Origin of the sequence: Sphingomonas sp. LY29, assembly GCF_035593985.1 — a bacterium.
Classification (GTDB): domain Bacteria; phylum Pseudomonadota; class Alphaproteobacteria; order Sphingomonadales; family Sphingomonadaceae; genus Sphingomicrobium.
Map to the genome: position 1 here is coordinate 1,926,543 of NZ_CP141587.1, position 26,913 is coordinate 1,953,455.

Genomic DNA, 26,913 nt, shown 5'->3' on the forward strand with positions numbered 1-26,913 from the left:
TCGAGGCTTCGCCCCCTCGACGTTCGCCGGAAGCGGGTCCAATTATCGCGTGATGAACGACCGATCGTCCAAAATCGACGCTGCGCCGTGCGACCGTCCGACGCCGCCGCGAGCCTATGCGGAATCGCTATTCATGGTGGCCGCGGCGACCGGCATCGGGCTGCTGATGTCAGCACCGTGGGGAACGTCGGCAGTCGATCTGGTCTACCTCGTTCCGGTCGTCGCCTCCGCCAGCCTGTACGGTTTTGGACCCGGAGCGCTCGCGGCCTTGGCCTCCGCGTTGACGTACAATTTCTTTTTCACGCAGCCCATCCACAGCTTCCGCGTCGACCGACCCGCCGACATCGTCACCGTGGCCATGCTGCTGGGCGTTGCCCTGGTGGTCAGCCGTCTTGCCGCTGCGATGCGGGCGCAGGCACGCCAAGCGGTCGCGAATGCCGAACGCAACGCGACCATCGCCGGCTTCGCGGGGGAGCTGCTGTCCTGTGTCGACGAGGAGCGGATCGGCCTTGCCGCGTGCCGCAGCCTTGCGCGGCTGTTCGACTGCAACGCAGTGCTGATGGCGGACCGCGGGGGCGACCCCGTCGCGATCGCCAGCGAGCCCCATACGGCACGACTAACTCCGGCCGACTTCGGCGCGGCCGGAATCGTGCTCAAGGATGGGAAGGTCGTCGGTCGAGGGTCGCCGCGGCTCAGCCCCGCCGATTGGCTGTTCTTCCCGGGGACGTCGGACGGTAAGGTGCTCGCAACGATCGGGCTGGCCCGCGACGACGGGCGCACTCCGGTCGACGATGACCAATTGCCGCTGCTGACGAACCTGCTCGACCGGGTGGCCCTCGCGCTGGACCGTTCCCGGCTTGAACGGCAGATGCAGGACGTGGCGTCCCTGCGCGACCGCGATCGCCTGCGCGGGGCCTTGCTGTCGTCGGTCGGCCACGATCTTCGCACGCCCCTGACCGCCATCATCGCGGCGGCCGGAGAGCTTCGCGAAGCGCAGGCGCCGGCCCCCCTTGTCGACACGATCGACGACGAGGGAGCGAAGCTCGGGCGCTACATCGCCAACCTGTTGGACATGGCGCGGATCGAGGCCGGATCGATCCGGCTGCACGATGAGGCGGTCGACCTGGTCGATTCAGTCGGGGCTGCGTTGCGCGACTTGAAGAGGGTCGTTTCATCACGCCGCGTCGATATCGATCTTCCTGTCGACCTGCCGCTGGTGCGGACCGATCCGCACTTGCTCCACCACGTGCTTCTGAACCTGATCGACAACGCCCTGCGCTACAGCGGAAGCGGCGGTATTCGGATCACTGGTGAACAGGGTGACCGGGGTGTTCGCCTGTCGATCATCGACGAAGGACCGGGCCTACCAGAGGCATCGGACCGGATGTTCGACCGGTTCGCGCGGATTGCCGGATCGGACCGCAAGGGCGGGGCCGGGCTTGGCCTAGCAATCGTGAAAGGCTTCGCCGAGGCAATGGAAGTCGAGGTGGCGGCAATCAACAATGATGGGCCGGGGGCGACCTTCGCCCTGCTGTTTCCACCAAAGGCGATTGTGAGAGAGGACCGACTTGACCAAGGCGCTTAGGATATTGGTGGTCGACGACGAACCGACGATCCGCACCCTTCTGCGTTCGACGTTGACCCGCGCCGACTATGACGTCGTCGAGGCCGCGTCAGCGAAGGAAGCGGCGGTCAGCGTCGGCATCGATAAGCCTGACCTCGTCCTGCTCGACCTCGGCCTTCCCGACCGCGACGGGCTGGAAATGATAAGTGCGATGCGCGGCGACGCGGGAACGCCGGTGATCGTCGTTTCGGCGCGCGAGCAGATGGAGCAGAAGGTCGCCGCGCTCGACCTTGGCGCGGACGACTACGTCACCAAGCCGTTCGATACGCTCGAACTGCTGGCTAGGATCAGGGCGGCCTTTCGCCGCAAGCTAGCCTCGTCGGCGGAAAAGGAAGTGGTGGAGATAGGCGACATCCACATCGATCTTTTCCGGCGGATCGTCCGCCGCGGGCCGACCGAGGTGCACCTTACGCCCAAAGAATATTCGGTGCTTGCCGAACTCGCACGCCACCCCGGGCGCGTGCTGACCCATGCGCATTTGCTTCGGTCGGCGTGGGGTCCGGCGCAGGAGCGTCAGACAGAGTATTTGCGGGTCACGATGAGGGCGCTGCGCCAGAAACTCGAAGACACTCCCTCGGACCCGAAGTTGCTGATCAACGAACCGGGGGTTGGTTATCGATTGATGCAGATCTGATGGGTCGTGGTCTCTACCTCGGCGTGCGTGAAACGCAGCGGCGAGGTGTGGAGCGGGTGAAGGGAATCGAACCCTCGTCGTAAGCTTGGAAGGCTTCTGCTCTACCATTGAGCTACACCCGCCCATCGGCGTGAGGCGGCGCTTTGCCATCCGGCGGCGCCCGCCGTCAAGGATCAGCTTGCAAGCAACAGCAGCGCGGCCCCCGACGCCAGGATCGACACGACGACGAGCAGCACGAGCAGGAGGACAAACCCGGCGCCTTCCTTTCTGTCGGCAATGGCCCGCTCGTCGAGATGAAGGCGTCCGTCGCGGCCGCGGACGATCGATCCCTTTTTAATCGCGTAATCCAGATAGGCCTGCTCTTCCTTGCTCGTGGCCGTAAAGGCGATCGCACTCGACGCCCCCAGCGCCCGGGCATCGCGGAATTGCTGGAACAGGGTATCGCGCGCCTGTTGCTCCGCGCTTGCGGCGATGATCGCAGCGGTGATTGCCGGGTTGCTCATGCAATTCTCTCCCTGTCGGCCAATCATAACGCCCGCCCGATCCGACCGCCAGCGGAACGAGTCCGTCGCTGGTCGATTGACTCGCCGGCATCACGGGGAATGGAGACGAGCATGGCGGCACGACCCTCCTGGCGAGGACAGATCCGGCTCGCGCTGGTCGCGATCCCGGTCGAGATTTATCCCGCGACGAAATCGGGCCGGTCGATCGCCTTCCATCAAGTGCATGAACCCTCGGGTCAGCGCGTCCGCTACGAAAAGGTCGTGCCGGGAATCGGCCCGGTCGATCGCGACGAAATCCTCAAGGGCTATGAAGTGTCGAAGGGCGAATATGTCCTGCTCGACCCCGAGGAGATCGAGAAGGTCAAGCTCGAGAGCCGCAAGACGCTCGAGCTGACGCAGTTCGTCGACATCGGCGACATCGACGCCATCTATTACGACAAGCCCTATTTCGTCGTGCCGTCCGACGACCTCGCGGAGGAAGCGTTCGTCGTGCTGCGCGAGGCGCTCAAGCGCACCAAGAAGGTCGGGATCGGCCAGCTAGCCATGCGCGGGCAGGAGTATGTCGTCAGCCTAAAGCCGTGCGGGCGCGGCATGGTGCTGGAGACGTTGCGCTATGCCGACGAAGTCCACCGGGCCTCGTCCTACTTCCGCGAAATCGGCGACACCAAGCCCGACGCCGACCTCCTCGATCTCGCCGAGACGCTGATCGACAAGAAGGCGGGCGACTTCGACGCCGCCGACTTCGAAAACCGCTACATCGACGCGCTCAAGAAATTGATCGCCGAGAAGCAGAAGAAGAAGGGCAAGCGCGTCATCCAGGACGACACGCCCGACAAGCCCGCCAAGGGATCGAACGTGATCGACCTGATGGCGGCGCTCAAGAAGAGCCTGGACAGCGGCGCGCGCACTCCGGCCAAGACGGCTGCGGCCAAGAAAGCTCCTGCCAAGAAGGCCGCCTCGGCGAAGGCCGCGCCGAAGAAGAAGGCGGCTCCGGCGCGCAAGCGGGCCTGACGCGATGGCGCGGCGACCCAAGCTCGACATCGAGACATATAACGCCAAGCGCGACTTCACGAAGACGGCGGAGCCCAAGGGCAAGACCGCGCACAAGGGCGGCGATCGGTTCGTGGTGCAGAAACATGACGCGTCGCGACTGCACTGGGATTTTCGGCTCGAACTCGACGGCGTGTTGAAAAGCTGGGCGGTGCCCAAGGGACCGTCGATCGACCCGGACGACAAGCGCCTTGCGGTTCGGACCGAGGATCATCCACTCGACTACGGCACGTTTGAAGGCACGATCCCTAAAGGCGAATATGGCGGCGGCACGGTGATGCTGTGGGATCATGGCCGCTGGATCCCCGAACCGGGCAAGGATCCGTCGAAAACGATCGAAGAGGGACATCTTCACTTCACGCTCGAAGGCGAGCGGATGAAGGGCGAGTGGGTGATGTTCCGGCTGAAGGGGCGGCCCGGTGAGAAGGGCGAGAACTGGATGCTGAAGAAGGTCGACGATGCCTTCACCGGGCCCGGCGAAGAATTGATCGAGCGCGGCCTGACTAGCGTCACCACCAATCGGACGATGGAGGAAATTGCGGCGGGCAAAAGAGCTGCGGTCAAAAAGGTTGTTACTGGCAAAAAGGCTGCCTCTAATGGCATTTCGGGCAAGCGTCCCGCTTTCCACGCGCTCCAGCTCGCGACCTTGGTCGATGCGGTCCCGGCCGGCAGCGAGTGGATCCACGAGTATAAATATGACGGCTATCGCTTGCTGCTGGCGGTGAGCGAAGGCGGAACCGTCGCCTGGACCCGCAATGGCAAGGACTGGTCGGACCGCTTCGCCGGTCTCGTCGCCGCAGCCACCGATCAGTTCCCACCGGGGACATTGATCGATGGCGAGGCGGTTGCCCTCGGCGAGAACGGGAAGCCGAACTTCGGCCTGCTCCAGCGCCGCTTGAAGGATGACGGATCGGCCGAGCTCGACTTTTTCGCGTTCGACCTGCTCGTCGAAGGCGGCAAGAGCCTCGCAAAGCTGTCCAATCTGGAACGCAAGGCGCGGCTGGCGGCACTGCTCGAAAGCTCATCCCCGCCGCTCCATTACGCCGACCATATCGTCGGCAAGGGCGAGCAACTGTTCGACGCCATCTGCAAGGAAGGCGGCGAGGGGATCATCTCGAAGAAGGCGTCGGCGGCCTATTCGGGCCGGCGTGGCCGCAACTGGCTCAAGATCAAGTGCATTAATCGCCAGGAATTCGTCATCATCGGCTGGACGAAGAGCGACAAGGCGCGGGGTTTCCGCTCCCTGATGCTGGCGACCCGCGACGGCAAGACGCTGACCTACGCCGGCAAGGTCGGCACCGGTTTCACCATGGCGTCGATGGACGAGCTCCTGGAGCAGTTGAAGGCCATCGAGACGGACAAGGCGGCGGCGACCGTCCCGCGGGCGGAGGCGCGCGGCGCGGTGTGGGTCGAACCGAAGCTGGTCGCCGAGATCGCCTTTACTGAATTCACCTCCGCCGGGACGCTTCGCCATCCCAGCTTCCTCGGCCTGCGGGAGGACAAGCCCGCCAAGTCGGTCAAGCGCGAGAAAGCGGCGCCGCTCAAAAAGGCCGAGGCCAAGGTGGCCGACCATGGCGTGACGATCAGCAACCGCGACCGCGTGATCTTCCCCGAAGGCAAGCTGACCAAGGGCGACCTCGCCGACTATTACGAACAGGTCGCGCCGATCTTCCTTCGCGACGCCGCCAATCGCCCGATGACCTTGGTCCGCTGCCCGCAGGGGCGCGGCAAGCAATGCTTCTTCCAGAAGCATGACAACGGCGGCCTCGGCGCCGGGGTCAAGCATGTCGCGATCAAGGAAAAGGACGGGACCAAGGAAGACTATCTGTGGTTCGACGAAACCGCGGGGATCCTTGGATGCGTCCAGATGGGGACGATTGAATTCCACGGCTGGGGAAGCCGCATCAAGCCGCTGGAGAAGCCTGACCGGATGGTGTTCGACCTCGACCCTGATGTCGGCCTCGACTTCGAAGCGGTCCGCGAGGGCGCCAAGCAGCTCAAGCAGGCGCTGGCCGACATCGGCCTCGTCAGTTTCGCGATGCTGTCGGGCGGCAAGGGCGTCCACGTCGTCGTCCCGCTCGACCAGACCGCGACCTGGCCCAAGGTGAAGAGCTTCGCCGAACGCTTCAGCCGTGCCATCGCCGAGGATCAGCCAGAACGATTTACTGCCAATATTCGCAAGGCGCAGCGCAAGGGGCGCATCTTCCTCGACTGGCTGCGAAACCAGCGCGGCGCGACGGCGGTGATGCCTTACTCGGCGCGTGCCCGCGAACATGCGCCGGTTGCGTCACCGATCGACTGGAGTGAACTTGATGGGATCGACACCGCCGCGCGCTTCACTATCCAGGATGCCGACGAGCTGTTAGCCCGCGCGGGATCAAAATTGCTCGCGGGGTGGGGGGAAGCCGACCAGGCGCTTCCCGACCTGTGACTTGGCAGCGGCAATGGCCGCGCCTAGCCTCCCGCTCATGCGCATCGCCCTTCTGCCGCTCGCCCTTTTCCTCATCGCGGCCGCGCCGCCCTTGCCGGGATCGGAACAAGCCCGGCGCGTGACGATCGAGCGCGACGATTTCGGCATCGCGCACGTCCATGGACGGACCGATGCCGATGCCGTGTTCGGTATGATCTATGCGCAGGCGGAGGACGATTTCCCGCGGATTGAAGCGAACTATCTGACAGCGCTGGGACGAACGGCGGAAGCCGAGGGTGAGGCGGCGATCTGGCGCGATCTGCGCGCCCGGCTCTACGTCAGCGAGAATGAGCTGAAGGCGAATTATGTCCGCAGTCCGGCATGGTTGCGCGACTTGATGGATGCTTGGGCAGCGGGGCTCAATCATTACCTGGCGACCCATCCGCACGTTCGACCGCGCGTCCTGACGCGGTTCGAACCGTGGATGGCGCTGTCGTTCACCGAAGGCAGCATCGGCGGCGATATCGAACGGATTGACCTGGCCGGCCTGGCCAAATTCTACGGCGCGACGGAAAAGGTCGCGGAAGCCCCGTTCGACCCCGAGCCGCGCGGATCGAACGGCATCGCCATCGCTCCGGCGATCACGCGCGACGGTAAGGCGTTGCTGCTGATCAATCCGCACACCAGCTTCTTCTTCCGCTCCGAATTGCAGATGACCAGCGACCAGGGGCTCGACGCCTATGGCGCCGCGACGTGGGGGCAGTTCTTCGTCTACCAAGGGTTCAACCGCACCGCGGGTTGGATGCACACCAGCGCGGGGAACGACAGCGTCGACGAATTCTCGATCGACGTGCGCAGGGGCGTCCGGCCTTCCTACCGCTACGGCACAACCTGGCGGCAACTGGGGATGCGGCCGATCACGATCCGTTACCGCACCCGCGACGGCAAGTTTGCCTCACGCAGCTTCCGGACTTGGCGCGAGCATCGCGGCCCGATCGTCCGAAGCGAAGGCAACCGCTGGGTGTCGTTCGCGATGATGGACCGGCCCGTCGAAGCGCTGCAGCAAAGCTTTCTCCGCACCAAGGCGCGCGACCTCGCCAGCTTCATCGATGTCGCAAAGCTGCGCGCGAACAGCAGCAACGGCACCCTGTTTGCGGATGCCAAGGGTCGGATCGCCTATCTGCACCCGCAGTTCGTGCCGCGCCGCAACGACCGCTTCGACTATCGCGGCGTGATCGACGGCAGCGACCCGTCGACCGACTGGGGCGGTCTTCACGCGGTGGCCGACATGCCCAACAGCATCGCGCCGCCGAACGGGTGGGTGCAGAACACCAACACCTGGCCGTATCGCGCCGCCGGCGCCTACAGCCCGAAGCCCGCCAACTTCCCCAAATATATGGACATGTTCGGCGAAAATTACCGCGGCCTGCATGCGCTTCGCCTGCTCGAAGGATCGAAGGGCTGGACGCTCGATCGGCTTCAGGCGGCGGCGTACGACTCTTATCAGCCCGGCTTCGCCGACATCCTCCCGCCGCTCGTTACTGCGTGGAAGGCGCTACCGGCAGGCGATCCCCGACGCGCGCGTCTCGCCGCGCCGATCGCGCTGCTCGAACGATGGGATTACCGCTGGAGCTCCGAGTCCGAGGCGCAGTCGCTCGCGACCTTTTGGGCCGAAGAAGCGGTGAAGAAGATCCCCGCCAAGCGTCAGGCCGTCGCCCGCACGCTATCCGAACTTGGTGCCGGGACCAGCGCCGACGCCAAGCTCGCCGCGCTCGACGAAGCGATGGTTCGACTGACCCGCGAATATGGGCAGTGGCGCGTCGCGTGGGGGCGGATCAATCGCTTCCAGCGAATTTCGCCCTCGATCGACCATCCGTTCAGCGACGCGGCGCCAAGCATTGCGGTCCCGTTCGCATCGGGCAATTTCGGCTCGCTCGCCTCGTTCGGCGCCGCCCCGCGCAAGGGCACGACCAAATGGTACGGCACCTCGGGCAACAGCTTCGTCGCCGTGGTCGAATTCGGACCGCGTGTCCGGGCGAGGGCGGTCAGCGCAGGTGGAGAGAGCGGCGATCCTGCCTCGCCACACTTCAACGACCAAGCCGCGCGCTATGCCGCCGGGGCGCTTCGCCCGGTCTATTTCCACCCGGACGAGCGCGCGGGACACATCAAGCGCCGCTACTCGCCGGGCGAGTAAGTCACTTTCACGCGAAGCGGTCGGTCGCGCGGATCAGGCCGTCCAGCACGCCGGGTTCGCTGTATAGGTGTCCGCCGTCGGGGACGATCTGCAGGTCGACCTCGGGCCACGCCTTCTTCAGCGCCCAGGCAGCGGCGGGCGGGGTGCAGCAATCGTGGCGTCCTTGGACGATGACGCCGGGAATGCCCTTCAGCTTGTCGGCGCCGCGCAGCAACTGCCCTTCCTCGAGCCAACCACGATTGGCCATGTAGTGATTTTCGATCCGCGCGATCGCGATGGCATGATCGTCGGCGGTGAAGTCGGCGAGCATCTTCGGGTCGGGAAGGAGCGTGACGGTCAGGCCCTCCCACGTGCTCCATGCTTTGGCCGCGCGCAGTTTGGCGGCCGCATCGTCGCCGGTCAGCAGCCGCCGATAGGCTTCGACCAGGTCGCCGCGCTCGTCCTGCGGAACCACGTTCAGGAAGTCGTCCCAGCCTTCGGGGAACAGTTCCGAGGCGCCGTAACGATAGAGCCAGTCGATCTCGCTCTGGCCGAACAGGAAGATGCCGCGGAGGACGAGTTCGCTGACTCGCTCGGGATAGGTCTGCGCATAAGCAAGGCTGAGCGTCGATCCCCAGCTTCCCCCGAACACCAGCCATCGCTCGTGCCCGCACATCGTCCGCAACTTCTCGATGTCGTCGACGAGGTGCCACGTCGTGTTGGCCTCCAGGCCCGCATGCGGCGTCGACTGGCCCGCGCCGCGCTGGTCGAACAGCAGCACGTCGTAACGCGCCGGGTCGAATTGGCGGCGGTGATTGGGGCTCATTCCGGAGCCGGGACCGCCATGCAGGAAGATGGCGGGTTTCGACCCCGGCGTGCCGCACCGCTCCCAATAGAGCGAATGCCCGTCGCCGACGTGGAGCATCCCGGTCTCGTAGGGTTCGATTTCCGGATAGAGCGTGCGGCGGTCGGTCATGGCTGGCTCCAGGGGCTAGAAACTATACTCATCATAAACGTGGGAAACGTCGCCGTTCCACTCGCCGTGATAGCGATCGAGGAGGCGGTCGGCGAAGGTCTTGCCCGATGCGACCACGTCGCGCAGCGGGTCGAGGAAGCCGCCCTCATTGTCGCCGGCGGCGTTGGTCTGGGCGCGGTCGGTGAGACCCGCCGCGGCGATATCGAGGACTTTCGCGGCGAGATCGCGGACAGTACCGCCGCCGGGCACCGCGGCGTCGAGCGCCTGCCGCGGAACGGCGTGGCGAAGCGCCTCGCGCTCCTCGATCGACCAATGCTTGACGAGGTCCCACGCCGCGTCGAGCGCGCTGCCGCTGTAGAGCAGGCCAACCCACAGCGCGGGCAACGCGCAGATTCGTCCCCAGCGCCCGCCATCGGCCCCGCGCATTTCGAGGAAGCTCTTCAGGCGCACTTCGGGGAAAGCGGTCGACAAATGGTCGGTCCAATCGGCGACGGTCGGCTTTTCGCCCGGAAGTACCGACAGCCTGCCATCGAGGAAATCGCGGAAGCTGCGTCCCGCGGCGTCGATGTAGCGGCCGTCGCGGAACACGAAGTACATCGGCACGTCGAGCGCATAGTCGCAGTACCGTTCGTAGCCGAAGTCGTCGTCGAACACGAACGGCAGCATCCCGGTGCGCGCGGGGTCGGTGTCTTCCCAGATGTGGCTGCGGAAGCTCTTGAAACCGTTGGGCTTGCCTTCGGTAAAGGGCGAATTGGCGAACAGTGCGGTCGCGACCGGCTGAAGCGCGAGGCCGACGCGAAACTTCTTTACCATGTCGGCTTCGGATGCGTAATCCAGATTAACCTGGATGGTACAAGTGCGAAGCATCATGTCGAGCCCGAGTGTACCCACGCGTGGCATGTGATTGCGCATGATCTCGTAGCGGCCCTTGGGCATGATCGGCAATTCGGCGCGCGTCTTGTCGGGCCACATGCCGAGCCCCAAGAAGCCGAGGCAGAGCCGGTCGCCGACGGCCTTCACCTGCTGCAGGTGTCGGCCGCTTTCGGCGCAGCTTTCGTGCAGGTCGCGAAGCGGCGCGCCCGACAGTTCGAGCTGCCCCGCCGGCTCCAGGCTAATCGTGCCATCCTTGCCCGACAGCGCGATGATCTTGCCGCCTTCCTCGACCGGCTGCCAACCGAACTCAGTCAGTCCCTGAAGAAGGTCGCGAATTCCGCCAGGCTCGTCCCACGACGGCGCGCGGTGGTCGGCGGTGCGATAGACGAATTTCTCATGCTCGGTGCCGATGCGCCAGGCGTCCTTTGGCTTCTCGCCGCCGGAAAAAACGGCGAGCAGGTCGTCGCGGCTGTCGATGAGGGGACTGGCCGAAAGGTCGGTGCGCGTGGTCATCATCGCCCCCTACTGCCCATTCGGTCGAGGTCAACGCGAATGTATCGCGACCAGCCTAGCGCCAGTCGCCGACCGCCGCCATCCATGCCGCGACCGATGCCAGCGCGGCGGTCTCGGCGCGGAGGATTCGCGGGCCAAGGCTGATTGCACGCGCGCCCTTTGCCGCGCGGATCGCGGTCGCTTCGTCGGGGGTGAAACCGCCTTCCGGGCCGGTGAGGATCGTCGCCGGCCCCTCGACGAAACTGGTCAGCGCGCGGTCCCCGCCGGTTTCGTCGGCGAAGTAGAGCCTGCGCGCCGGGTCGTGCGCGGCAAGGAAAGCCGCCAGCTTGATCGGCTCGGCCAGCGCCGGAAGGATCGTCCGCCCGCACTGCTCGGCGGCCTCGATCACGATCGACTGAAGGCGGTCGGCGCGCATCCGCTCGACCACGGTGCGCTGGGTGATGACGGGCTGCAGTCGCGCCACGCCAAGTTCTGTCGCCTTTTCGACCAGCCACTCCAGCGGCGCGCGCTTGACCGGCGCGAAGGCGAGCGTGAGGTCGGGTACCGCTTCGGGCGGCTTGGTCTGTTGCCCGACCGCAAGGCTCATCCGGCGCCTGGCGACCTCTGCGACTTTTGCCACCCATTCGCCCGAGACGCCGTCGAACAGCAGCACGTCGCTGCCTTCCTTCAGGCGCATGACGTTGCCGAGATAGTTGGCCTGTGCGCTGTCCAATTCTACCAGCACCCCGGTCGACAAGGGGGGCGGGACGAACAGGCGCGGCAGGCTGCGCGGCGGCCAGGCGGGGGTAGCAGGCATCGCCGACCCATAGACCGCGCGCCGCCGCTGCGCCAAGCTGACGATCGTCGCGACTGGCGACGCGCGGTGGAACGCGGTAGCGCTTCGTCGATTGAGCGAATGATCGATGGTTTCGACGGGGGCGTCACGAATGAGCGAAGCGTTGAAACCGATTGTCGACAAGGGCCGCAATTGCTGGCGGATCGGTCGCGCGACCGAGGCAACGGTGATCGTCGATGCCGCCGATTATTATCACCACATTCGCGAAGCCATGCTGGCCGCGTCGAAGCGAATCTTCATCGTCGGCTGGGACTTCGACACGCGCATCGCGCTAGTCCCGGACGAGAAGGGCAAGGGCGAGACGCTCGGACGCTTCTTCCTCAACCTCGCCAAGGACAAGCCCGAGCGGCAGATCGACATCCTCAAGTGGAATTTCGGCGCGCTGAAGCAGTTCGTCCGACCGCAGGCGATGGTGTGGCTATTCCGCTGGTGGCGGACCAAGGCCATCGATTTTCGCTTCGACGCCTCCCATCCGGTCGGATGCAGCCATCACCAAAAGATCGTCGTCATCGACGAGCGGCTTGCGGTGTGCGGCGGGATCGACATCAGCACCAACCGCTGGGACACGAGCGAACATAGCGACGACGAGCCGCGCCGGACCAACCCTGACGGCAAATCCTACATGCCATGGCATGACGCGACGATGCTGATGCGCGGCGCGGTGGCGCAGGATCTCGGCGAGCTCGGCCGCGAGCGATGGAAGACCGCGACGCACCAGCCGCTCGATGCGATCGATCCGTGCGACGACGATTGGCCAAAGGACCTCGACGTCACCTTCCGCGACGTCGACATCGCCATCGCTCGCACCCGTGCGGCCTACGACGAATTGCCGGAGGTGCGCGAGATCGAGGCGCTCTACCTCGACATGATCGCGGCGGCGAAGCGCTTCATCTATTTCGAGAACCAGTATTTCACGTCCGGCAAGATCGCCGCCGCGATCGCCGCGCGAATGGCCGAGCCCAACCCGCCCGAGATCGTGCTCGTCATGCCGCGCACCGCCGATGGCTGGCTCGAGCAGCAGGCGATGGACGGCGCGCGGCTGAAGCTGGTCGCGGCCATCGGCCTCAACGACAAGGGCAATCGCTTCCGCGTCTACGTGCCGGTCACGAAGGGCGGCGAGGACATCTACGTCCACGCCAAGGTGTCGATCGTCGACGATCGCCTGCTTCGGGTCGGATCGTCGAACCTCAACAATCGCAGCCAGGGCCTGGATAGCGAGTGCGACGTCATCATCGACGCCGCGCTCCCCGCCAACAAGGACACGCCCGCCGCGATCACCGCGCTTCGCCATCGCCTGATCGCCGAGCATCTCGGCTGCAGTTCCGAGCAGTTCGCCGAGGCCGAGGCCCAGGCCGAATCGATGGTCGACGCGATCGAGGCATTGCGCGGCAGCGGGAAGACGCTTGAGTTGCTCGACATGGAGAAGCTGGGCGCAGCGGAAGACTTCATCGCTTCTAACGAAATCCTCGACCCCGAATGCGTTGACGACATGTTCGACCCGATCGGAAAGCGCGGGCTGAAGCAAAGCTGGGCGCGGGGACGGGCCGCGATCGGGCGCCGCATGGGGCGTCGTCGCCAGCCCAAGTGACCGACGACCTAGTCCCCGACAGCGAGCGGCGCGGCCTGATTGGCGCCTTGCCGGGGGCCTTGCGCCCCTATGCCTCGCTGATGCGCGTCGACCGTCCGATCGGGACGTGGCTGCTCTATTGGCCGTGCGCGTGGAGCGTCGCGCTAGCCGGCGTGCAAGGCCAATGGGCGCTGTTTGGATGGCTGCTGCTGGGCGCGTTCGCGATGCGCTCGGCGGGCTGCGTCTACAACGACATTGTCGACCGCGATCTTGATGCGAGGGTCGCGCGGACGCGGCTCAGGCCACTGCCTTCGGGGATGGTTTCGCTTCGTGCGGCATGGGTGTTGGCGATCGCGCTGTCGCTCGTCGGGCTGGTAGTGCTGTTGCAACTGTCCCGGACCGCTCAATTGATCGCGCTCACAAGCATCGCCCCGGTCGCGGCCTATCCCTTCATGAAGCGGATCACCTGGTGGCCGCAGGCGTGGCTTGGGCTCGTCTTCAGCTGGGGAGCCCTGGTCGGATGGCCGGCAGTGACGGGCAGCTTCGCGCTCGCGCCCATGATGCTGTGGATCGGCGGCATCTTCTGGGTGATCGGCTACGACACGCTCTACGCCATCCAGGATATCGAGGACGATGCGCTGGTCGGGGTTCGATCGAGCGCGCGGGCAATGGGCGCGAATGCCAGGGGCGGCGTGGCGCTCTGCTATGCGCTGGCCGTGCTTGGGTGGGCGGTCGCGATCTGGCTCGTCCGGCCCGACCCTTTGGCGCTGCTCGCCCTGCTTCCCGCCGCCTCGCATCTTGCGCGACAGGTGACGCGTATCGATCCGAACGACGGCGCCGGGGCGCTCGCGCTGTTCCGAAGCAACCGCTTTACCGGCCTGCTCCTGCTGCTCGGCTTCCTCGCGGTCGGCTTGTCGTCCACGGGCTGACGATCTAGGCGACGCGGATGCTCGAAACCAATGCCGCCCGCGACAAGGTCGCCGCCCTCGTCGAGAAGGCCCGCCGCGCGGGCGCCGATGCCGCCGATGCCGTCTATGTCGGCGATCGCTCGCAAAGCGTCAGCATCCGCCTCGGCGCGCTGGAGGACGTCAATCGTTCGGAAGGCGAAGAAATCGGCCTGCGCCTGTTCGTCGGCAAGCGCAGTGCTAGCGTCGCCTCGTCTGACCTCAGCGACGACGCGCTGTCCGCCTTGGTCGAACGCGCCGCCGCGATGGCACGCGAAGCGCCCGAGGACGCCTTCGCCGGATTGGCTCCCGAAGACATGCTGTTCCGCGGGACACCCGTCGACCTCGACCTCGACGATGGCTGCGATCCCGATCCGGCGACGCTCCGCGAACGCGCGGCCGAGGCGGAGGATGCCGCGCGCGCCGTTCCGGGCGTAACCAACAGCAATGGCGGCAGCGCGTCGGCATCGGCATCGACCTTCGCGATCGCCACCAGCCACGGTTTCGCCGCCGCCACTCGCGCCACCGGCTACGGCAATTCGGCCAGCGTCGTCGCGGGCGAAGGCTCGGGCATGCAGCGCGACTACAGCTTCCACTCGGCGCGCCACCTCGCCGACCTGGAGCCTGCCGCCGACATCGGTCGCCGCGCCGCCGAGCGCGCCGTCGCGCGGCTCAACCCCGTCCGCCCAACGCCGGGCGCGATGGCGGTACTGTTCGACCCGCGCGTCGCGACCTCGCTGCTCGGTCATCTGATCGGCGCGATTAACGGCTCATCGATCGCGCGCAAATCCAGCTTCCTGCTCGACGCGCTCGGCACGCAGGTGTTCGGCGACGGCGTGTCGATCCTCGACGATCCGCTGCGCCCGCGCGGTCTTCGTAGCCGCTCATTCGATGGCGAAGGCCTTCCCGTCGCGCCGTCGGCCATTATCGACAAGGGCACCCTGACCGGATGGCTCGCCGACAGCGCCGCCGCGCGTCAATTGGGGATCGCCCCGACCGGGCACGCAGTGCGCGGCGTATCGGGCGCGCCGGGGGCGGGACCGTCAAACCTTCATCTCGCCGCGGGTAAGCGCAGCCCCGAAGAGATGATCGCGGGCATTTCCAGCGGCGTGCTGGTAACCGAGTTGATCGGGCAGGGTGTCAACGGCGTGACCGGCGATTATTCGCGCGGGGCTGCCGGCTTCATGATCCTTAATGGCGAGATTGGTCCGGCGGTGTCCGAAATCACGATCGCGTCGAACCTGAAGGACATGTTCGCGACACTCGAGCCCGCAAGCGACCTTCGCTTCCGCCGCGGGGTCGACAGTCCGACCGTCCTCGTCCCGTCGATGACGGTGGCAAGCGCCTAGGCGTTCGCGACCGGCTTCAGGCCCAGTCGGGCGAATTCGATCTTCGGGCAATGGTCCATCACGACCTTGAGCCCCGCCGCCTCGGCCTTGGCAGCCGCTTCGTCGTTGACCACGCCAAGCTGCATCCAGATCGCCTTCGCGCCGATCGCGATCGCGTCGTCGACGATGGGGCCGACATTCTCGCTGCGCATGAAAATGTCGACGATGTCGATCGGCTCCCCGATCTGCGATAGTTCGCGCCAGATATACTCGCCGTGGACGTGCTCGCCGGTGATGCGCGGATTGACCGGGATCACGCGATAACCCTGCTCCTGAAGGAAGCGCATCACGCCGTAGCTGGCACGGTCCGGGCGGTCCGACGCGCCGACGAGCGCGATGGTCCGGGCATTGGTCAGCAGAGCGGCGATATCGTCGGGGGCGGTCAGCGGCATGGATCGGCTCCTTTTCACCGACGACAATGCGTCAGCCGCCGACTTTCTCCAATTGCGCCATCATTGCCGAGGCAATCGCCGCAAAGGCCGTCGCCGCCGGACCGTCGCCCGCGGCGGGGGGAGCGCCGGCATCCGATGCTTCGCGCAGGCTGGTCGAAAGCGGCAAGCGCCCGAGAAACGGGATATCCAGCCGTCCCGCACCCGCTTCGGCGCCGCCGCTTCCGAACGGATCGCTGTCCTTTCCGCAATGCGGACAGGTGTAGCCCGCCATATTCTCCACCAGCCCGAGCACCGGCACGCTGGTCTTGCCGAACAGATCGATCGCGCGCGTCGCGTCGATCAGCGCCAGATCCTGCGGGGTCGAGACGATCAGCGCGCCGTCGGGCCGCGCCTTCTGGATCAGCGACAGTTGGACGTCGCCAGTGCCGGGCGGCAGGTCGACGAGGATCAGCTCGACGTCGCCCCAATCGGCCTCGATCAACTGGGTCAGCGCCCCTGCCGCCATCGGCCCGCGCCATGCCAACGCCTGTCCTGCAGGCACAAGCTGCCCCACCGACAGCAGGCGAACGCCGAACGCAGTGTTGACCGGGAACAGCTTTTCTCTCTCCGCCCGCGGCTTTTCGTGCGCGTTGAGCAATGTCGGTTGCGACGGGCCGTAGATGTCGGCGTCGATCAGCCCGACCTTGTGCCCCTGCCGCGCCAGCGCGACGGCGAGGTTGGCGGTCAGCGTCGATTTGCCGACGCCCCCCTTGCCCGATCCGATCGCGACGATCTTTCGGTCGGGGCGTGAAGTCGTCATCGCGATCCGCGCCTCGGTCACGCCTTCGACGGCCAACGCTGCCGACCGCACCGCTCCCTCGAACGCCTCGCGCTGGCGCGGGGTCATGCCGGTGGCGTCGGCGACGATCGTGGCGATCGTTCCGACCAGGCGGCGGCTGCGGATGCGCGACGCCTCGGGAAGCTGGTCTAGCGCGGCAAGCGGGTCGGGGGAGGTCATGGCAGGGCGCTTAATTGGCTTTTCGACGGACGCCACTGTTTTTCGCCGAAACCCTACCTATTATGGAGCCATGACGATTTACAGCTGGGCCGGCCGAGTGCGCGGTCTTTTCGCCGACAACAAGGGCCCCTGGGGCACTCCTCCGAGCGGTGGGGGCGGCGATACGCCGCCGGGCAACGAGCCGCAAAGCCCGTGGGGACAGCCGGCCAAGCCGCGCCCGACCGGCGGTCGTTCGTCGGTCAGTTCGCTCGATGATTTCCTGAAAAAGAGCCGCGGTCGCCTTGGCGGCGGTGGCGGATCGGGCCGCGGCTTCGGCGGAATGGGCGGACGGCCCGACCGTTCGCTGTTCGTGTGGGGCGCCATCGGCCTCGCCGCCTTGTGGTTCCTATTCACCACCATGCACGTCATCGCCCCTGAAGAGCGCGGCGTGGTCACCCGCTTCGGCCGGTATAGCCATACGCTCGGGCCGGGTGTCGGCCTGACGCTGCCGTCGCCGATCGACCGCGTGCAGAAGGTCAACGTCGAGGAAATTCGCGAGATCGCGCTCGGCTCTGCGGCCGAAGAGACGCTGATGCTGACCGGCGACCAGAACATCATCGACATCGCCTATCAGGTCCGCTGGAATATCCGCGATCCCGAGCAATTCCTTTACGAACTCGCCGCGCCCGAGGACACGATCCGGCAGGTCGCCGAAAGCGCGATGCGTCAGGTCGTCGCCCAATTTAGCCTGAACGACGCGATCGGCAACCAGCGCGGCCAGATCGAAAGCCGCGTCCAGGAAGAGATGCAGCAGACGCTCGACAGCTATGACAGTGGCGTTGTCATCCAAGGCGTCGCCGTCCGCCAAGCCGACCCGCCCGCCGCGGTCAACGAGGCGTTCAAGGACGTCACCGCCGCGCAGCAGGACGCCCAGCGCGAGGTCAACGGATCGAATGCCTATGCGCTTCAGCTGCGCCAGATCGCGCAGGGTGAAGCGACCGCGTTCGACAAGGTCTACGAGCAATATCGCTTGGCCCCGGAGGTCACCCGCCGCCGCATGTATTACGAGACCATGGAACGCGTCCTTCGCGGCGTCGACAAAACGATCGTCGAGACGCCGGGCGTCACTCCCTACCTTCCCTTGCCGCAGATGGGCAGGCCGGCCCCGGCCGCGCCCGCCGCACCGGCGCAGCCGCAGGGAGCCGGTCGATGATCGACTTCGTTCGCCGTCACACGCTGGCCTCGGGCTTTATCGCCTTCGTCCTGCTGATCGCCATCTTCAGCAGTGTCTCGGTCGTTCCCGAAACGCGCCAGGGTATCGTCACCAGCTTCGGCAAGCCCGTCCGGATCGTCAATCGCTTCAAACAGGGCGAGCAGATTGGACAGACCGGCGCGGGCCTCGCTTTCCGCATCCCGTTCGTCGAGCGGATCGACTGGATCGACAAGCGCGTGCGCGACATCGACATGGAGCGGCAGCAGGTTCTGTCGACCGACCAGCTTCGGCTCGAGGTCGACGCCTTCGCCCGTTATCGCATCGTCGATCCGTTGCGCATGTACATCGCCGCGCGGGGCCGCGAGGAGAATGTCGAGACGGCGCTTCGTCCGATCCTCGGCTCGCAACTCCGCAACGAGCTTGGCAAGCGACCGTTCGCGTCGCTGCTCAGCCCCGAGCGTGAGGGCGTGATGGAGAATATCCGCATCGGCCTCAACCGTGCTGCCCGCCAGTACGGGGCGGAGATCATCGACGTCCGCATCAAGAAGGCCGACTTGCCCAGCGGCACCCCGCTCGAATCCGCGTATGAGCGGATGCGCAGTGCCCGCACGCAGGAAGCGCGCTCGATCCGCGCCGAAGGGTCGAAGCGGGCGCAGATCATCCGCGCCGAAGCCGACGCGCTCGCGGCACAGACCTATGCCGCGGCCTTCGGCAAGGACCCGGAATTCTACGATTTCTATCGGGCGATGCAGTCGTACCAGACGACGTTCCTGGGCGACGGCAAGAACCAGCCGGCCAACACCAACATCGTGATGTCGCCGGACAACAGCTATCTGAAGGAATTCTCTGGACGATAGGACCCCGACCCGTTCAAATCGCGTTCATGCGCTTGACCTAGCGTCGCCCATGAAACGACCGGATCAAGTGAGGTAATTGTTAATGACGCCGACAAAGGAGTTTCGACCAGTGCGCTATGCCTATGGGGTCGCGATGGCCCTGCTTCTGGGGGGAACCGCTTTTTCCGTCGCGACCGGCCAGGCGGGCGCGCAGGTCGCGCAGAACGCACCCGGCGCGATCGTCCCGCGGGCCGGCGCTCCGGCAAGCTTCGCCGACCTCGCCGCCCGGCTTCAGCCCGCCGTCGTCAACATTTCGACCAAGCAGCGCGTCCCCGTCCGTCGCCAGGTCGATCCGTTCGAAGAATTCTTCCGGCGCTTCGGCGGCCAGGCGCCGCAGGGCGGTAGCGGCGGGCAGGTTCCGCCCGACGGCAATTCGGCCACGCGTGAAGCAGGCTCGCTCGGTTCGGGCTTCATCATCTCGCCCGACGGCTATGTCGTTACGAACAACCACCTGATCCAGGGCGCGAACGGGCAGGGCACCGTCGACAGCGTCACGGTTATCCTCGCCGACCGCAAGGAATATCCGGCGCGGATCATCGGCCGCGACAGCGCGTCGGATCTTGCGCTGCTGAAGATCGAGGGATCGAATCTTCCGTTCGTCAACTTCGGCGATTCGACCCGCGCCCGCGTCGGCGACTGGGTGGTCGCAATCGGCAATCCCTACGGCCTTGGTGGCACCGTCACCGCCGGCATCATCTCCGCCGTCCATCGCGGCGGCATCAGCGGTGGTGGCGCCTACGATCGCTACATCCAGACCGACGCCAGCATCAATATGGGCAACTCCGGCGGCCCGATGTTCGACATGGCGGGCAACGTCATTGGCGTAAATTCGGCGCTGATCTCGCCCACCGGCGCCAGCGTCGGCATCGGCCTCGCGATCCCCGCCGAGGCGGCGCGCCCGGTAATCGATGCGCTCCGCCGCGGACAGCGGCCTGCGCGCGGCTACTTCGGCGTCGGCCTCCAGCCGGTCGACGAGGACATCGCCGCGGGTCTCGGCCTTCCCAAGGATCAGGGCGAACTGGTTCGTTCGGTCGTCCCGGGCGGTCCGGCGGCGGCGGCCGGCCTCCAGCAGGGCGACGTCATTCTTCGCGTCAACGGCCAGACCGTGACGCCAGACGAAACCGCCAGCTACATCATCGCCAATACCTCGGTAGGGACCAGCGTCCCGATCGACATCATTCGCGACGGCCGTCGCCAGACGCTTCGGGTCCGTGTCGCGCAGCGGCCGACCGAAGAGGAATTGGCGCGTCAGGCGGGCGGCGCCAACCCGAGCGAGGGTCAGGCGCTGGGCGAGGAAACGCCCGTCGCCCCCGGCACCGCGCTCGGACTGTCGCTCCAGGCGCTCAATCCGCAAATCATCACCGCGCTCGGCCTTCCGCCCGCCCAGAAGGGCGTGGTCGTCACTGCGGTCGATCCGGCCAGCGATGCCGCGACCAAGGGCATCGCCCGTGGGTTCGTCATCGTGTCGGTCAATCGCCAGGCGGTGACAGAGCCTGCGCAGGTTCTCGCGGCGGTCGAGGCTGCTCGCCGCGCCGGCCGCACCAGCGTCCTGATGCTGGTCAAGCCGCGCACCGGACCCGAAGCATTCGTCGGGGTCGACATCAGCGGCCGCTAACCCCGGCCTTGCCCGGATACGCTCCTTCGGCCTAGGCTTACCGCCAATTGCCGAAGGAGCGACGCCGTGGCCACGTTACCGACCAAGAGCATCTACATCGGCGCCCGCAGCGGCGGCGCGTCGCCGCAGCAGCTGGAACTGAAGCGCGCCAATCGCCACGGCCTGATCGCGGGCGCAACCGGCACCGGCAAGACAGTTACCCTGCAAGGCATCGTCGAAGGCCTGTCGCAGGCGGGCATCCCGACATTCGTCGCCGACGTGAAGGGCGACCTCGCTGGCCTCGCCATGCCCGGCGCCGCGACCGCCAAGACCCACGAACCCTTTACCGCCCGCGCTGCCGAGATCGGCTACACCGACTGGGCTTATGCCGGCTGCCCGGTTCAATTCTGGGACCTGTTCGGAGAGTCCGGCCACCCGGTCCGCACCACCGTCAGCGAGATGGGCCCGCTGCTCCTTGCGCGACTGATGAACCTCAACGAGGTCCAGGAAGGCGTGCTGACCATCGCCTTCCACGTCGCCGACAAGGAGGGGCTGATGCTCCTCGACCTCGACGATCTTCAGGCGATGCTGGTCCACGTCGGTGAGCGCGCCGACGAACTGACTCTCGAATATGGCAACGTCTCCAAGCCGAGCGTCGGCGCGATCCAGCGGTCGCTGCTCCAGCTTCGCGCGCAGGGCGGCGACCATTTTTTCGGCGAGCCTGCGTTGGATCTGGAGGATTTCCTCAAGATCGACGAAAATGGGCAGGGGATCGTCAACATCCTCGCGGCGGACAAGCTCATGGCCAGCCCGCGCCTCTACTCGACTTTCCTACTGTGGCTGCTCAGCGAGTTGTTCGAGCAGCTTCCCGAGGTCGGCGACACTGACCAGCCCAAGCTCGCCTTCTTCTTCGACGAAGCGCATCTGCTGTTCGAGGACGCGCCGCCCGCCTTGATCGAAAAGGTCGAGCAGGTCGTCCGCCTGATCCGTTCGAAGGCGGTCGGCGTCTACTTCATCACGCAAAACCCGATCGACATCCCCGACAAGGTCGCGGGGCAGCTCGGCAACCGTGTCCAGCACGCGCTCCGCGCCTTCACGCCGCGCGACCAGGCCGCGGTCCGCTCGGCGGCGGAGACTTTCCGGCAGAACCCCGACATCGACGTCGCGACCGCGATCACCGAACTGAAGGTCGGGGAAGCGCTCGTCTCGCTGCTGCTTCCCGACGGCTCGCCCAGCCCGGTCGAACGCGTCCTCATCAAGCCGCCCGCCTCGCGCGTCGGTCCGCTGACTGCGCAGGAACGCGCCGTGCTGATCCAGACCGACGTGATCGGCGCGAAGTACGACACGCTGCTCGACCGCGACAGTGCGGAGGAAATTCTCAAGGCCAAGGGCGACGAGGCGGCCGCCGCCGCCGCCGCTGCCAAGGCCGACACCGAGGCGAAGAAGGCGGCCGCGCAGCAGGCCAAACTCGATGCTGCTGCAGCCAAGGAAGCCGCCCGTGCCAACGCCGCCGAGGAACGCGCGCGCGTCGCCGCGATGCGCGAGGAAGAGCGTCAGGCCCGTCTCGCCGAACGCGAGGAAGCGCGGCGCGCCCGGGAAGCCGCCAAGCCGTCGATGGCCGACAAGATGATGCAGTCGGCGGGACGCTCGATCGCCTCGTCGGTCGGCCGGCAGCTTGGCAATTCGCTGCTGCGCGGAATCTTCGGCGGGCTGATCCGTGGTCGTTGATTCGCCCTGCCTCGATGCGCGCGGCCTCGAGCAGGCGTGGCGCGACGCGCTCGTCGCCAAAGACGAACCGACGCTTCGCCGACTGATCCACCCGCAGTTCAAGCTCGTCGGCGTCCGCGCGACGGGGCCGGTGTCGGTCGACCTCGAACAATGGATCACCGCGCTGCAGCGAATGGACATCGCCAACCTCGACGTCCGCGTCACCGAATGCGTGTCGCTCGACGACACGATGGTCGCGACGGTCGATGCGCAGTGGAAGGTCCGCTACCTTGGCCAGCTTATCGACGAGCGCGTACTCCTCACCGATGTCTGGGTCCGCGTCGGCAACGATTGGCAGGTCCTCCGCCGCCACAGTTCGCCGCTTGCCTGCGGGGCCAAGATCGACTGACCGCCGCGCCCGTCGCGCCCATTGATTTGCCGTCACGAAAGAGTCATCCTCCGCCGCGTTGTCATGTCGTTTGAGGGGAACGATGATGTTGACGTTGATGATGGCGATCGCGGTTGCGGCGCCCAATCCCGGTTCGATCGATGCGCCGCGGAAGGCCTATTCGGCCTGCCTGAAAAGCTTCGAGACCAAGAGCATGGCCGACAAGCTCGCACCCGCGGCTTATTCGGAAGCGCTGAAGTCGGCCTGCGCGGCGGAAGCATCGAAGCTGATGTCCGCGCTGATCGCCTACGATGTCGCGATGGGGACCAAGCGTCCCGCCGCCATGTCGAATGCGGAAACCGATCTTGGCGATTACCGGACGATCAGCGAAGAGCGCTACAAGGACATGAACACGCCGCAATAGTCGCACCGACGGGCGTGGACTTTGTGCCGCGCGCCGTTAGGCTTGCGCAATGGCGACGACCTTCGACGATGCGGCGCTGGCTGAACGCGAGCCGCTGATCGCGCTTCGCCGCGCGATTCATGCCGACCCCGAGCTTGGCCTCGACTGCCCGCGCACCCGCGACAAGCTGCTCGACGCGCTCGCCAACCTTCCGCTGACGATCCGGCGGAGCGAGCGGACGACCGGCTTCATCGCCACGCTCGACAGCGGGCGTCCCGGCCGCACCGTGCTCCTGCGCGGCGACATGGACGCGCTGCCGATCGAGGAGGCCACCGGCCTCGACTTCGCCAGCCGAACCGCGGGATGGATGCACGCCTGCGGCCACGACACCCATTCGGCGATGCTCGCGACCGCCGCGCGCGTCCTTTGCGCGCGCCGCGACCGCTTCGACGGTCGCATCGCCTTCATGTTCCAGCCGGGTGAGGAAGGGCATGGCGGCGCGCGCATCATGCTGGAAGAAGGCCTGCTAGGCGATCCGCTGCCCGACGCAGCCTTCGCGCTTCATATCTGGCCGACGCTGCCGCTCGGCGTTGTTGCCTGTCGCGCCGGCGCGATGCTGGCGTCGACCGACACGCTGAGAGCGCGGATCGTCGGGCGAGGAGGGCATGCCGCGATGCCGCACGACGCGCTCGATCCCGTTCCGGTGGCGGCGGAAATCGTCCTTGCGCTCCAATCCGAAGTCGCGCGCCGCACGCCGGTGACCGACCCGATCGTCCTGTCGATCACCAAGATTTCGGGCGGGACGACGCACAACGTCCTTCCCGACGCGGTCGACCTGCTCGGCACGCTCCGCACCTTGTCGCCCGAGGCCCGGGCAAGGGGCCGCGAAGCGTTCGAACGAATTTGCACTCACATCGCCGCTGCGCACGGCTGCACTGCCGAAGTAGCGGTCGATCCCGGCTACCCGCCGACGGTCAACGACCCGAGCGCCGCGGCGCTGGTGCGGGAAATCGCGGGCGATCGCTACCAGGAGCTTGGCGCGTCCAACATGGGCGGCGAGGACTTCAGCTATGTGCTCGAGCGCGTGCCCGGCGCAATGGCGTTCCTCGGCGTCGCCTCGCCCGGCGAGGACGCAGGCCAGCGTCCGCCGCTCCACAATCCGGGAATGACCATCGACGAGGATGCGCTGCCGATCGGGGTCGCGCTGCACTGCGCCTTCGCGACTCGTTTCCTCGAATCGGGCTGGGACGAAAGCCGCTAGACTTTCCCCGGCGATGCGGCGACGTTCCGCGTCTCAGGCGTAAAACCAACCGGGGCGGCACATGGCATCTTCCATTCCAACGACGACGCTGAAGGAATTCACGCTTCGCGGCGTGATCATCGGCGCGGTGCTGACCCTGCTGTTCACCGCCGCCAACGTCTATCTTGGCCTGAAGATCGGCATCACCTTCGCCACCTCGATCCCCGCCGCGGTCATCTCGATGGCGGTGCTCAAGGCCTTCCGCGACGCCACGATCCAGGAAAACAACATCGTCCAGACGATCGCGTCGGCGGCGGGAACGCTCAGCGCGATCATCTTCGTCCTTCCCGGCCTGATCATGGTCGGATGGTGGACCGGCTTCCCCTATTGGCTGTCGGTCGCGGTCATTGCCATCGGTGGCATACTGGGCGTCATGTATTCGGTCCCGCTGCGCCGTGCGCTGGTGACCGGAAGCGACCTTCCTTACCCGGAGGGCGTCGCCGCCGCCGAAGTGCTCAAGGTCGGCGCAGGCGTCGGCGGGGCGGAAGAGAATAAGCGCGGGCTGAACGCGATCCTGATTTCGTCGCTCGCATCGGCGGGCTATTTCATGCTCGCGAAGACCCGCCTCGTCGCGGAATCGGCGGAGCGGACGTTCCGCGTCGGCGCGGGCGCGACCAGCGCTTCCGCCAGCCTGTCGATGGCGCTGATCGGCGTCGGCCATCTCGTCGGTCTCGCGGTCGGCATCGCCATGATCGTCGGCCTGCTGATCGCGCGCGCGGTGCTACTGCCATGGCTGACGGCGCAGGCGGGCGTCGGGCCGACCACCGACATCGAAGCGCTGGTCGGCGACACCTTCCGCAGCCAGGTTCGCTTCATCGGTGCGGGCACGATCGGCGTCGCCGCGATCTGGACGTTGCTCAAGATCATCGGCCCGATCGCCAAGGGCATCCGCGCCTCGCTAGCCGCCAATCGCGCGCGGCGTGGCGGGGAAACGCTGGCACTGACCGAACGCGACCTTCCGATCACCATCGTTGGCGGCACGATCATCGCCGCGATGATCCCGATCGCCTTCCTGCTGTCGGCCTTCGCGCAATCGGGTCCGATCGCCTCGGCGGGCGGCCTGACGATCTCGCTGTCGATCCTTTACATCCTTGGTGCGGGCGTCGTGATCGCGTCGGTCTGCGGCTACATGGCCGGGCTGATCGGCGCGTCGAACAGCCCGATTTCGGGCGTCGGCATCCTGTCGGTGCTCGGCATTTCGCTGATCCTCGCGGGCCTGTTCGGCAGCGGCGGAAGCGATCCCGAGGCGACACAGGCGCTGGTCGCTTTCGCCTTGTTCGTCACCGCGATCATCTTCGGGATTGCGACGATCTCGAACGACAATTTGCAGGACCTCAAGACTGGCCAGTTGGTCGGCGCGACGCCATGGCGTCAGCAGGTCGCGCTGGTGCTGGGCGTGATCTTCGGTTCGCTGGTGATCCCGCCGATCCTCGACCTGCTCAACACCGCGTTCGGCTTCGCCGGCGCACCGGGAGCGGGGGAGAATGCCCTCGCGGCCCCGCAGGCGGCGCTGATCTCGGCGATCGCGCAGGGCGTGCTCGGCGGCGACCTCGACTGGAGCTTGATCGGGATCGGCGCGGGCATCGGCGTGGCGGTGATCATCGCCGACGAAGCGCTTCGTCGCGGCACCACCAAGTACAGCCTTCCCGCGCTCGCGGTCGGCATGGGCATCTATCTTCCGATGGACCTGACGCTGCTGATCCCGATCGGCGCGCTTGCGGGCTATCTCTACAATCGCTGGGCCGAGCGGCAAGCCAACCCCGCCTTCGCCGAGCGGATCGGCACGCTGATGGCGACCGGCCTGATCGTCGGTGAAAGCCTAATGGGCGTGCTCTATGCGGGCATCGTTGCCGCCGCCGAACGCGGCGGTTCGGAGAGTGCGGGCGAAGTGCTGGCGCTGGTCGAGGATTTCCCGGCAGCGGTTCCGGCCGGACTGCTGCTATTCGCGGTGCTCATCGCCGGGCTTTACGCCTGGACGCGTGGCCGGGCGCGCGACGGACTGCCCGCCGCCGAAACCCAGGCCGACGTCGAAGGAGCGCTGCGCTAACCGCGGCCGCGGTAGGAAGCGACGCCTTGGTCGGGAACCCACAGCCCGGCCGGCGGCGCGTCCGACTGCCAGAAGACGTCGATCGGGATCCCGCCACGCGGGTACCAGTAGCCGCCGATGCGAAGCCACGTCGGCTTCATTTCCTCGACCAGCCGCTGGCCGATGCCGACGGTCACGTCCTCGTGAAAGCCCGCGTGATTGCGGAACGAGCCGAGAAACAGCTTCAGGCTCTTCGATTCGACGATCGTCTCGCCGGGGGCATAATCGATGACGAGATGCGCGAAGTCGGGCTGGCCGGTGACCGGGCACAGCGACGTGAATTCGGGCGCGGCGAAGCGGACGAGATAGAGGCTGCCGACGCGCGGATTGGGGACATAGTCGAGCACGGCTTCCTCGGGCGAAGCGGGAAGCGCGCTGGTCTGGCCAAGATGTTTCGGGGTCATGGGGACGGGCTCCTAGCAGGGCTCGCCGCCGCTCGCTATCCTGCGAAGGCGGTGTGAAGGAGTA

General features: G+C 66.4%; 23 protein-coding genes and 1 tRNA gene. 16 read left to right on the plus strand and 8 right to left on the minus strand.

From position 1 onward, the window contains the following. Window positions 1-52: 52 nt before the first annotated feature. Window positions 53-1,585, plus strand: a complete 1,533-nt coding sequence (locus SH584_RS09775; protein ID WP_324806713.1) for a sensor histidine kinase — start codon at window positions 53-55, stop codon at window positions 1,583-1,585. Beyond that, a complete protein-coding gene (locus SH584_RS09780; RefSeq protein WP_324806715.1) occupies window positions 1,569-2,258 on the plus strand; it encodes a response regulator transcription factor in 690 nt (229 codons plus the stop codon). The genes SH584_RS09775 and SH584_RS09780 overlap by 17 nt, the downstream gene beginning before the upstream one ends. Before the next feature lie 48 nt (window positions 2,259-2,306). Here the strand turns inward: SH584_RS09780 and SH584_RS09785 are convergent. Both SH584_RS09785 and SH584_RS09790 read right to left on the minus strand, forming a co-directional pair. Continuing rightward, a tRNA-Gly gene (locus SH584_RS09785) sits at window positions 2,307-2,380 on the minus strand. Window positions 2,381-2,431: 51 nt separating this feature from the next. Beyond that, the gene (locus tag SH584_RS09790) at window positions 2,432-2,761 is read right to left on the minus strand and encodes a hypothetical protein (protein WP_324806718.1); all 330 of its coding nucleotides are present in this window, start codon (window positions 2,759-2,761) and stop codon (window positions 2,432-2,434) included. A gap of 111 nt (window positions 2,762-2,872) precedes the next feature. On the opposite strand from SH584_RS09790, the gene ku reads away from it, so the two are divergent. The 3 genes from ku to SH584_RS09805 are packed head-to-tail and all read left to right on the plus strand — an operon-like array spanning window position 2,873 to window position 8,415. Continuing rightward, window positions 2,873-3,772, plus strand: a complete 900-nt coding sequence (gene ku, locus SH584_RS09795) for a non-homologous end joining protein Ku (RefSeq protein WP_324806720.1) — start codon at window positions 2,873-2,875, stop codon at window positions 3,770-3,772. A gap of 4 nt (window positions 3,773-3,776) precedes the next feature. Further along, window positions 3,777-6,242 carry a DNA ligase D gene (ligD, locus tag SH584_RS09800; RefSeq protein WP_324806722.1) on the plus strand — a complete coding sequence of 822 codons (2,466 nt, stop codon included), beginning with the start codon at window positions 3,777-3,779 and terminating at the stop codon, window positions 6,240-6,242. A gap of 37 nt (window positions 6,243-6,279) precedes the next feature. After that, a complete protein-coding gene (locus SH584_RS09805; RefSeq protein WP_324806723.1) occupies window positions 6,280-8,415 on the plus strand; it encodes a penicillin acylase family protein in 2,136 nt (711 codons plus the stop codon). 7 nt (window positions 8,416-8,422) lie between these two features. On the opposite strand, the gene pip is transcribed toward SH584_RS09805, so the two are convergent. The 3 genes from pip to SH584_RS09820 are packed head-to-tail and all read right to left on the minus strand — an operon-like array spanning window position 8,423 to window position 11,552. Further along, entirely contained in the window at window positions 8,423-9,370 is a 948-nt protein-coding gene (gene pip, locus SH584_RS09810; protein WP_324806725.1) for a prolyl aminopeptidase, read from the minus strand. 15 nt (window positions 9,371-9,385) lie between these two features. Beyond that, the gene (locus SH584_RS09815; RefSeq protein WP_324806727.1) at window positions 9,386-10,756 is read right to left on the minus strand and encodes a glutamate--cysteine ligase; all 1,371 of its coding nucleotides are present in this window, start codon (window positions 10,754-10,756) and stop codon (window positions 9,386-9,388) included. Between the two features lie 55 nt (window positions 10,757-10,811). Next, window positions 10,812-11,552: a 16S rRNA (uracil(1498)-N(3))-methyltransferase gene (locus tag SH584_RS09820; protein WP_324809555.1), complete on the minus strand. Its 741-nt coding sequence runs from the start codon at window positions 11,550-11,552 to the stop codon at window positions 10,812-10,814. A gap of 130 nt (window positions 11,553-11,682) precedes the next feature. Between SH584_RS09820 and SH584_RS09825 the strand changes: the two genes are divergently transcribed. The 3 genes from SH584_RS09825 to SH584_RS09835 are packed head-to-tail and all read left to right on the plus strand — an operon-like array spanning window position 11,683 to window position 15,451. Beyond that, window positions 11,683-13,179 (plus strand): phospholipase D-like domain-containing protein, encoded by a 1,497-nt coding sequence (locus tag SH584_RS09825; protein WP_324806729.1) that lies wholly within the window; start codon window positions 11,683-11,685, stop codon window positions 13,177-13,179. Continuing rightward, on the plus strand, window positions 13,176-14,087 hold the full coding sequence (ubiA, locus tag SH584_RS09830) for a 4-hydroxybenzoate octaprenyltransferase (protein ID WP_324806731.1): 912 nt from the start codon (window positions 13,176-13,178) through the stop codon (window positions 14,085-14,087). Before SH584_RS09825 ends, ubiA begins: the two co-directional genes overlap by 4 nt. Window positions 14,088-14,104: 17 nt before the next feature. Then, on the plus strand, window positions 14,105-15,451 hold the full coding sequence (locus SH584_RS09835) for a TldD/PmbA family protein (protein ID WP_324806732.1): 1,347 nt from the start codon (window positions 14,105-14,107) through the stop codon (window positions 15,449-15,451). On the opposite strand, the gene SH584_RS09840 is transcribed toward SH584_RS09835, so the two are convergent. Both SH584_RS09840 and SH584_RS09845 read right to left on the minus strand, forming a co-directional pair. Further along, entirely contained in the window at window positions 15,448-15,882 is a 435-nt protein-coding gene (locus SH584_RS09840) for a CoA-binding protein (RefSeq protein WP_322841326.1), read from the minus strand. The two genes, SH584_RS09835 and SH584_RS09840, sit on opposite strands and share 4 nt — an antisense overlap. A gap of 31 nt (window positions 15,883-15,913) precedes the next feature. Further along, on the minus strand, window positions 15,914-16,879 hold the full coding sequence (locus tag SH584_RS09845) for an Mrp/NBP35 family ATP-binding protein (protein WP_324806734.1): 966 nt from the start codon (window positions 16,877-16,879) through the stop codon (window positions 15,914-15,916). 70 nt (window positions 16,880-16,949) lie between these two features. On the opposite strand from SH584_RS09845, the gene hflK reads away from it, so the two are divergent. The 8 genes from hflK (at window position 16,950) to SH584_RS09885 (ending at window position 26,406) form a co-directional block, all read left to right on the plus strand. Further along, window positions 16,950-18,071 carry an FtsH protease activity modulator HflK gene (hflK, locus tag SH584_RS09850; protein ID WP_324806736.1) on the plus strand — a complete coding sequence of 374 codons (1,122 nt, stop codon included), beginning with the start codon at window positions 16,950-16,952 and terminating at the stop codon, window positions 18,069-18,071. Beyond that, entirely contained in the window at window positions 18,068-18,928 is an 861-nt protein-coding gene (gene hflC / locus SH584_RS09855) for a protease modulator HflC (protein ID WP_324806738.1), read from the plus strand. Before hflK ends, hflC begins: the two co-directional genes overlap by 4 nt. A gap of 109 nt (window positions 18,929-19,037) precedes the next feature. Then, window positions 19,038-20,582 (plus strand): Do family serine endopeptidase, encoded by a 1,545-nt coding sequence (locus SH584_RS09860; RefSeq protein ID WP_324806740.1) that lies wholly within the window; start codon window positions 19,038-19,040, stop codon window positions 20,580-20,582. A gap of 66 nt (window positions 20,583-20,648) precedes the next feature. After that, a complete protein-coding gene (locus tag SH584_RS09865) occupies window positions 20,649-22,289 on the plus strand; it encodes a helicase HerA-like domain-containing protein (protein WP_324806743.1) in 1,641 nt (546 codons plus the stop codon). Then, window positions 22,279-22,677, plus strand: a complete 399-nt coding sequence (locus SH584_RS09870) for a nuclear transport factor 2 family protein (protein WP_322841320.1) — start codon at window positions 22,279-22,281, stop codon at window positions 22,675-22,677. The genes SH584_RS09865 and SH584_RS09870 overlap by 11 nt, the downstream gene beginning before the upstream one ends. A gap of 85 nt (window positions 22,678-22,762) precedes the next feature. Next, window positions 22,763-23,080: a hypothetical protein gene (locus SH584_RS09875; protein ID WP_324806746.1), complete on the plus strand. Its 318-nt coding sequence runs from the start codon at window positions 22,763-22,765 to the stop codon at window positions 23,078-23,080. Between the two features lie 49 nt (window positions 23,081-23,129). Next, window positions 23,130-24,320: a M20 metallopeptidase family protein gene (locus SH584_RS09880; protein WP_324806748.1), complete on the plus strand. Its 1,191-nt coding sequence runs from the start codon at window positions 23,130-23,132 to the stop codon at window positions 24,318-24,320. 61 nt (window positions 24,321-24,381) lie between these two features. Continuing rightward, the gene (locus tag SH584_RS09885) at window positions 24,382-26,406 is read left to right on the plus strand and encodes an OPT family oligopeptide transporter (RefSeq protein ID WP_324806750.1); all 2,025 of its coding nucleotides are present in this window, start codon (window positions 24,382-24,384) and stop codon (window positions 26,404-26,406) included. Here SH584_RS09885 and queF read toward each other — a convergent pair. Beyond that, window positions 26,403-26,849 (minus strand): preQ(1) synthase, encoded by a 447-nt coding sequence (gene queF / locus SH584_RS09890; protein WP_324806752.1) that lies wholly within the window; start codon window positions 26,847-26,849, stop codon window positions 26,403-26,405. The two genes, SH584_RS09885 and queF, sit on opposite strands and share 4 nt — an antisense overlap. Between the last annotated feature and the right edge of the window lie 64 nt (window positions 26,850-26,913).

Coding starts and splice junctions, on each gene's coding strand:
- SH584_RS09880 (WP_324806748.1), top strand. CDS start 23,130: ATGGCGACGACCTTCGACGATGCGGCGCTGGCTGAACGCGAGCCGCTG.
- ku (WP_324806720.1), top strand. CDS start 2,873: ATGGCGGCACGACCCTCCTGGCGAGGACAGATCCGGCTCGCGCTGGTC.
- SH584_RS09885 (WP_324806750.1), top strand. CDS start 24,382: ATGGCATCTTCCATTCCAACGACGACGCTGAAGGAATTCACGCTTCGC.
- SH584_RS09775 (WP_324806713.1), top strand. CDS start 53: ATGAACGACCGATCGTCCAAAATCGACGCTGCGCCGTGCGACCGTCCG.
- SH584_RS09845 (WP_324806734.1), bottom strand. CDS start 16,879: ATGACCTCCCCCGACCCGCTTGCCGCGCTAGACCAGCTTCCCGAGGCG.
- ligD (WP_324806722.1), top strand. CDS start 3,777: ATGGCGCGGCGACCCAAGCTCGACATCGAGACATATAACGCCAAGCGC.
- SH584_RS09790 (WP_324806718.1), bottom strand. CDS start 2,761: ATGAGCAACCCGGCAATCACCGCTGCGATCATCGCCGCAAGCGCGGAG.
- hflK (WP_324806736.1), top strand. CDS start 16,950: ATGACGATTTACAGCTGGGCCGGCCGAGTGCGCGGTCTTTTCGCCGAC.
- SH584_RS09805 (WP_324806723.1), top strand. CDS start 6,280: ATGCGCATCGCCCTTCTGCCGCTCGCCCTTTTCCTCATCGCGGCCGCG.
- SH584_RS09840 (WP_322841326.1), bottom strand. CDS start 15,882: ATGCCGCTGACCGCCCCCGACGATATCGCCGCTCTGCTGACCAATGCC.
- hflC (WP_324806738.1), top strand. CDS start 18,068: ATGATCGACTTCGTTCGCCGTCACACGCTGGCCTCGGGCTTTATCGCC.
- pip (WP_324806725.1), bottom strand. CDS start 9,370: ATGACCGACCGCCGCACGCTCTATCCGGAAATCGAACCCTACGAGACC.
- SH584_RS09835 (WP_324806732.1), top strand. CDS start 14,105: ATGCTCGAAACCAATGCCGCCCGCGACAAGGTCGCCGCCCTCGTCGAG.
- SH584_RS09825 (WP_324806729.1), top strand. CDS start 11,683: ATGAGCGAAGCGTTGAAACCGATTGTCGACAAGGGCCGCAATTGCTGG.
- SH584_RS09815 (WP_324806727.1), bottom strand. CDS start 10,756: ATGACCACGCGCACCGACCTTTCGGCCAGTCCCCTCATCGACAGCCGC.
- queF (WP_324806752.1), bottom strand. CDS start 26,849: ATGACCCCGAAACATCTTGGCCAGACCAGCGCGCTTCCCGCTTCGCCC.
- SH584_RS09875 (WP_324806746.1), top strand. CDS start 22,763: ATGTTGACGTTGATGATGGCGATCGCGGTTGCGGCGCCCAATCCCGGT.
- SH584_RS09820 (WP_324809555.1), bottom strand. CDS start 11,552: ATGCCTGCTACCCCCGCCTGGCCGCCGCGCAGCCTGCCGCGCCTGTTC.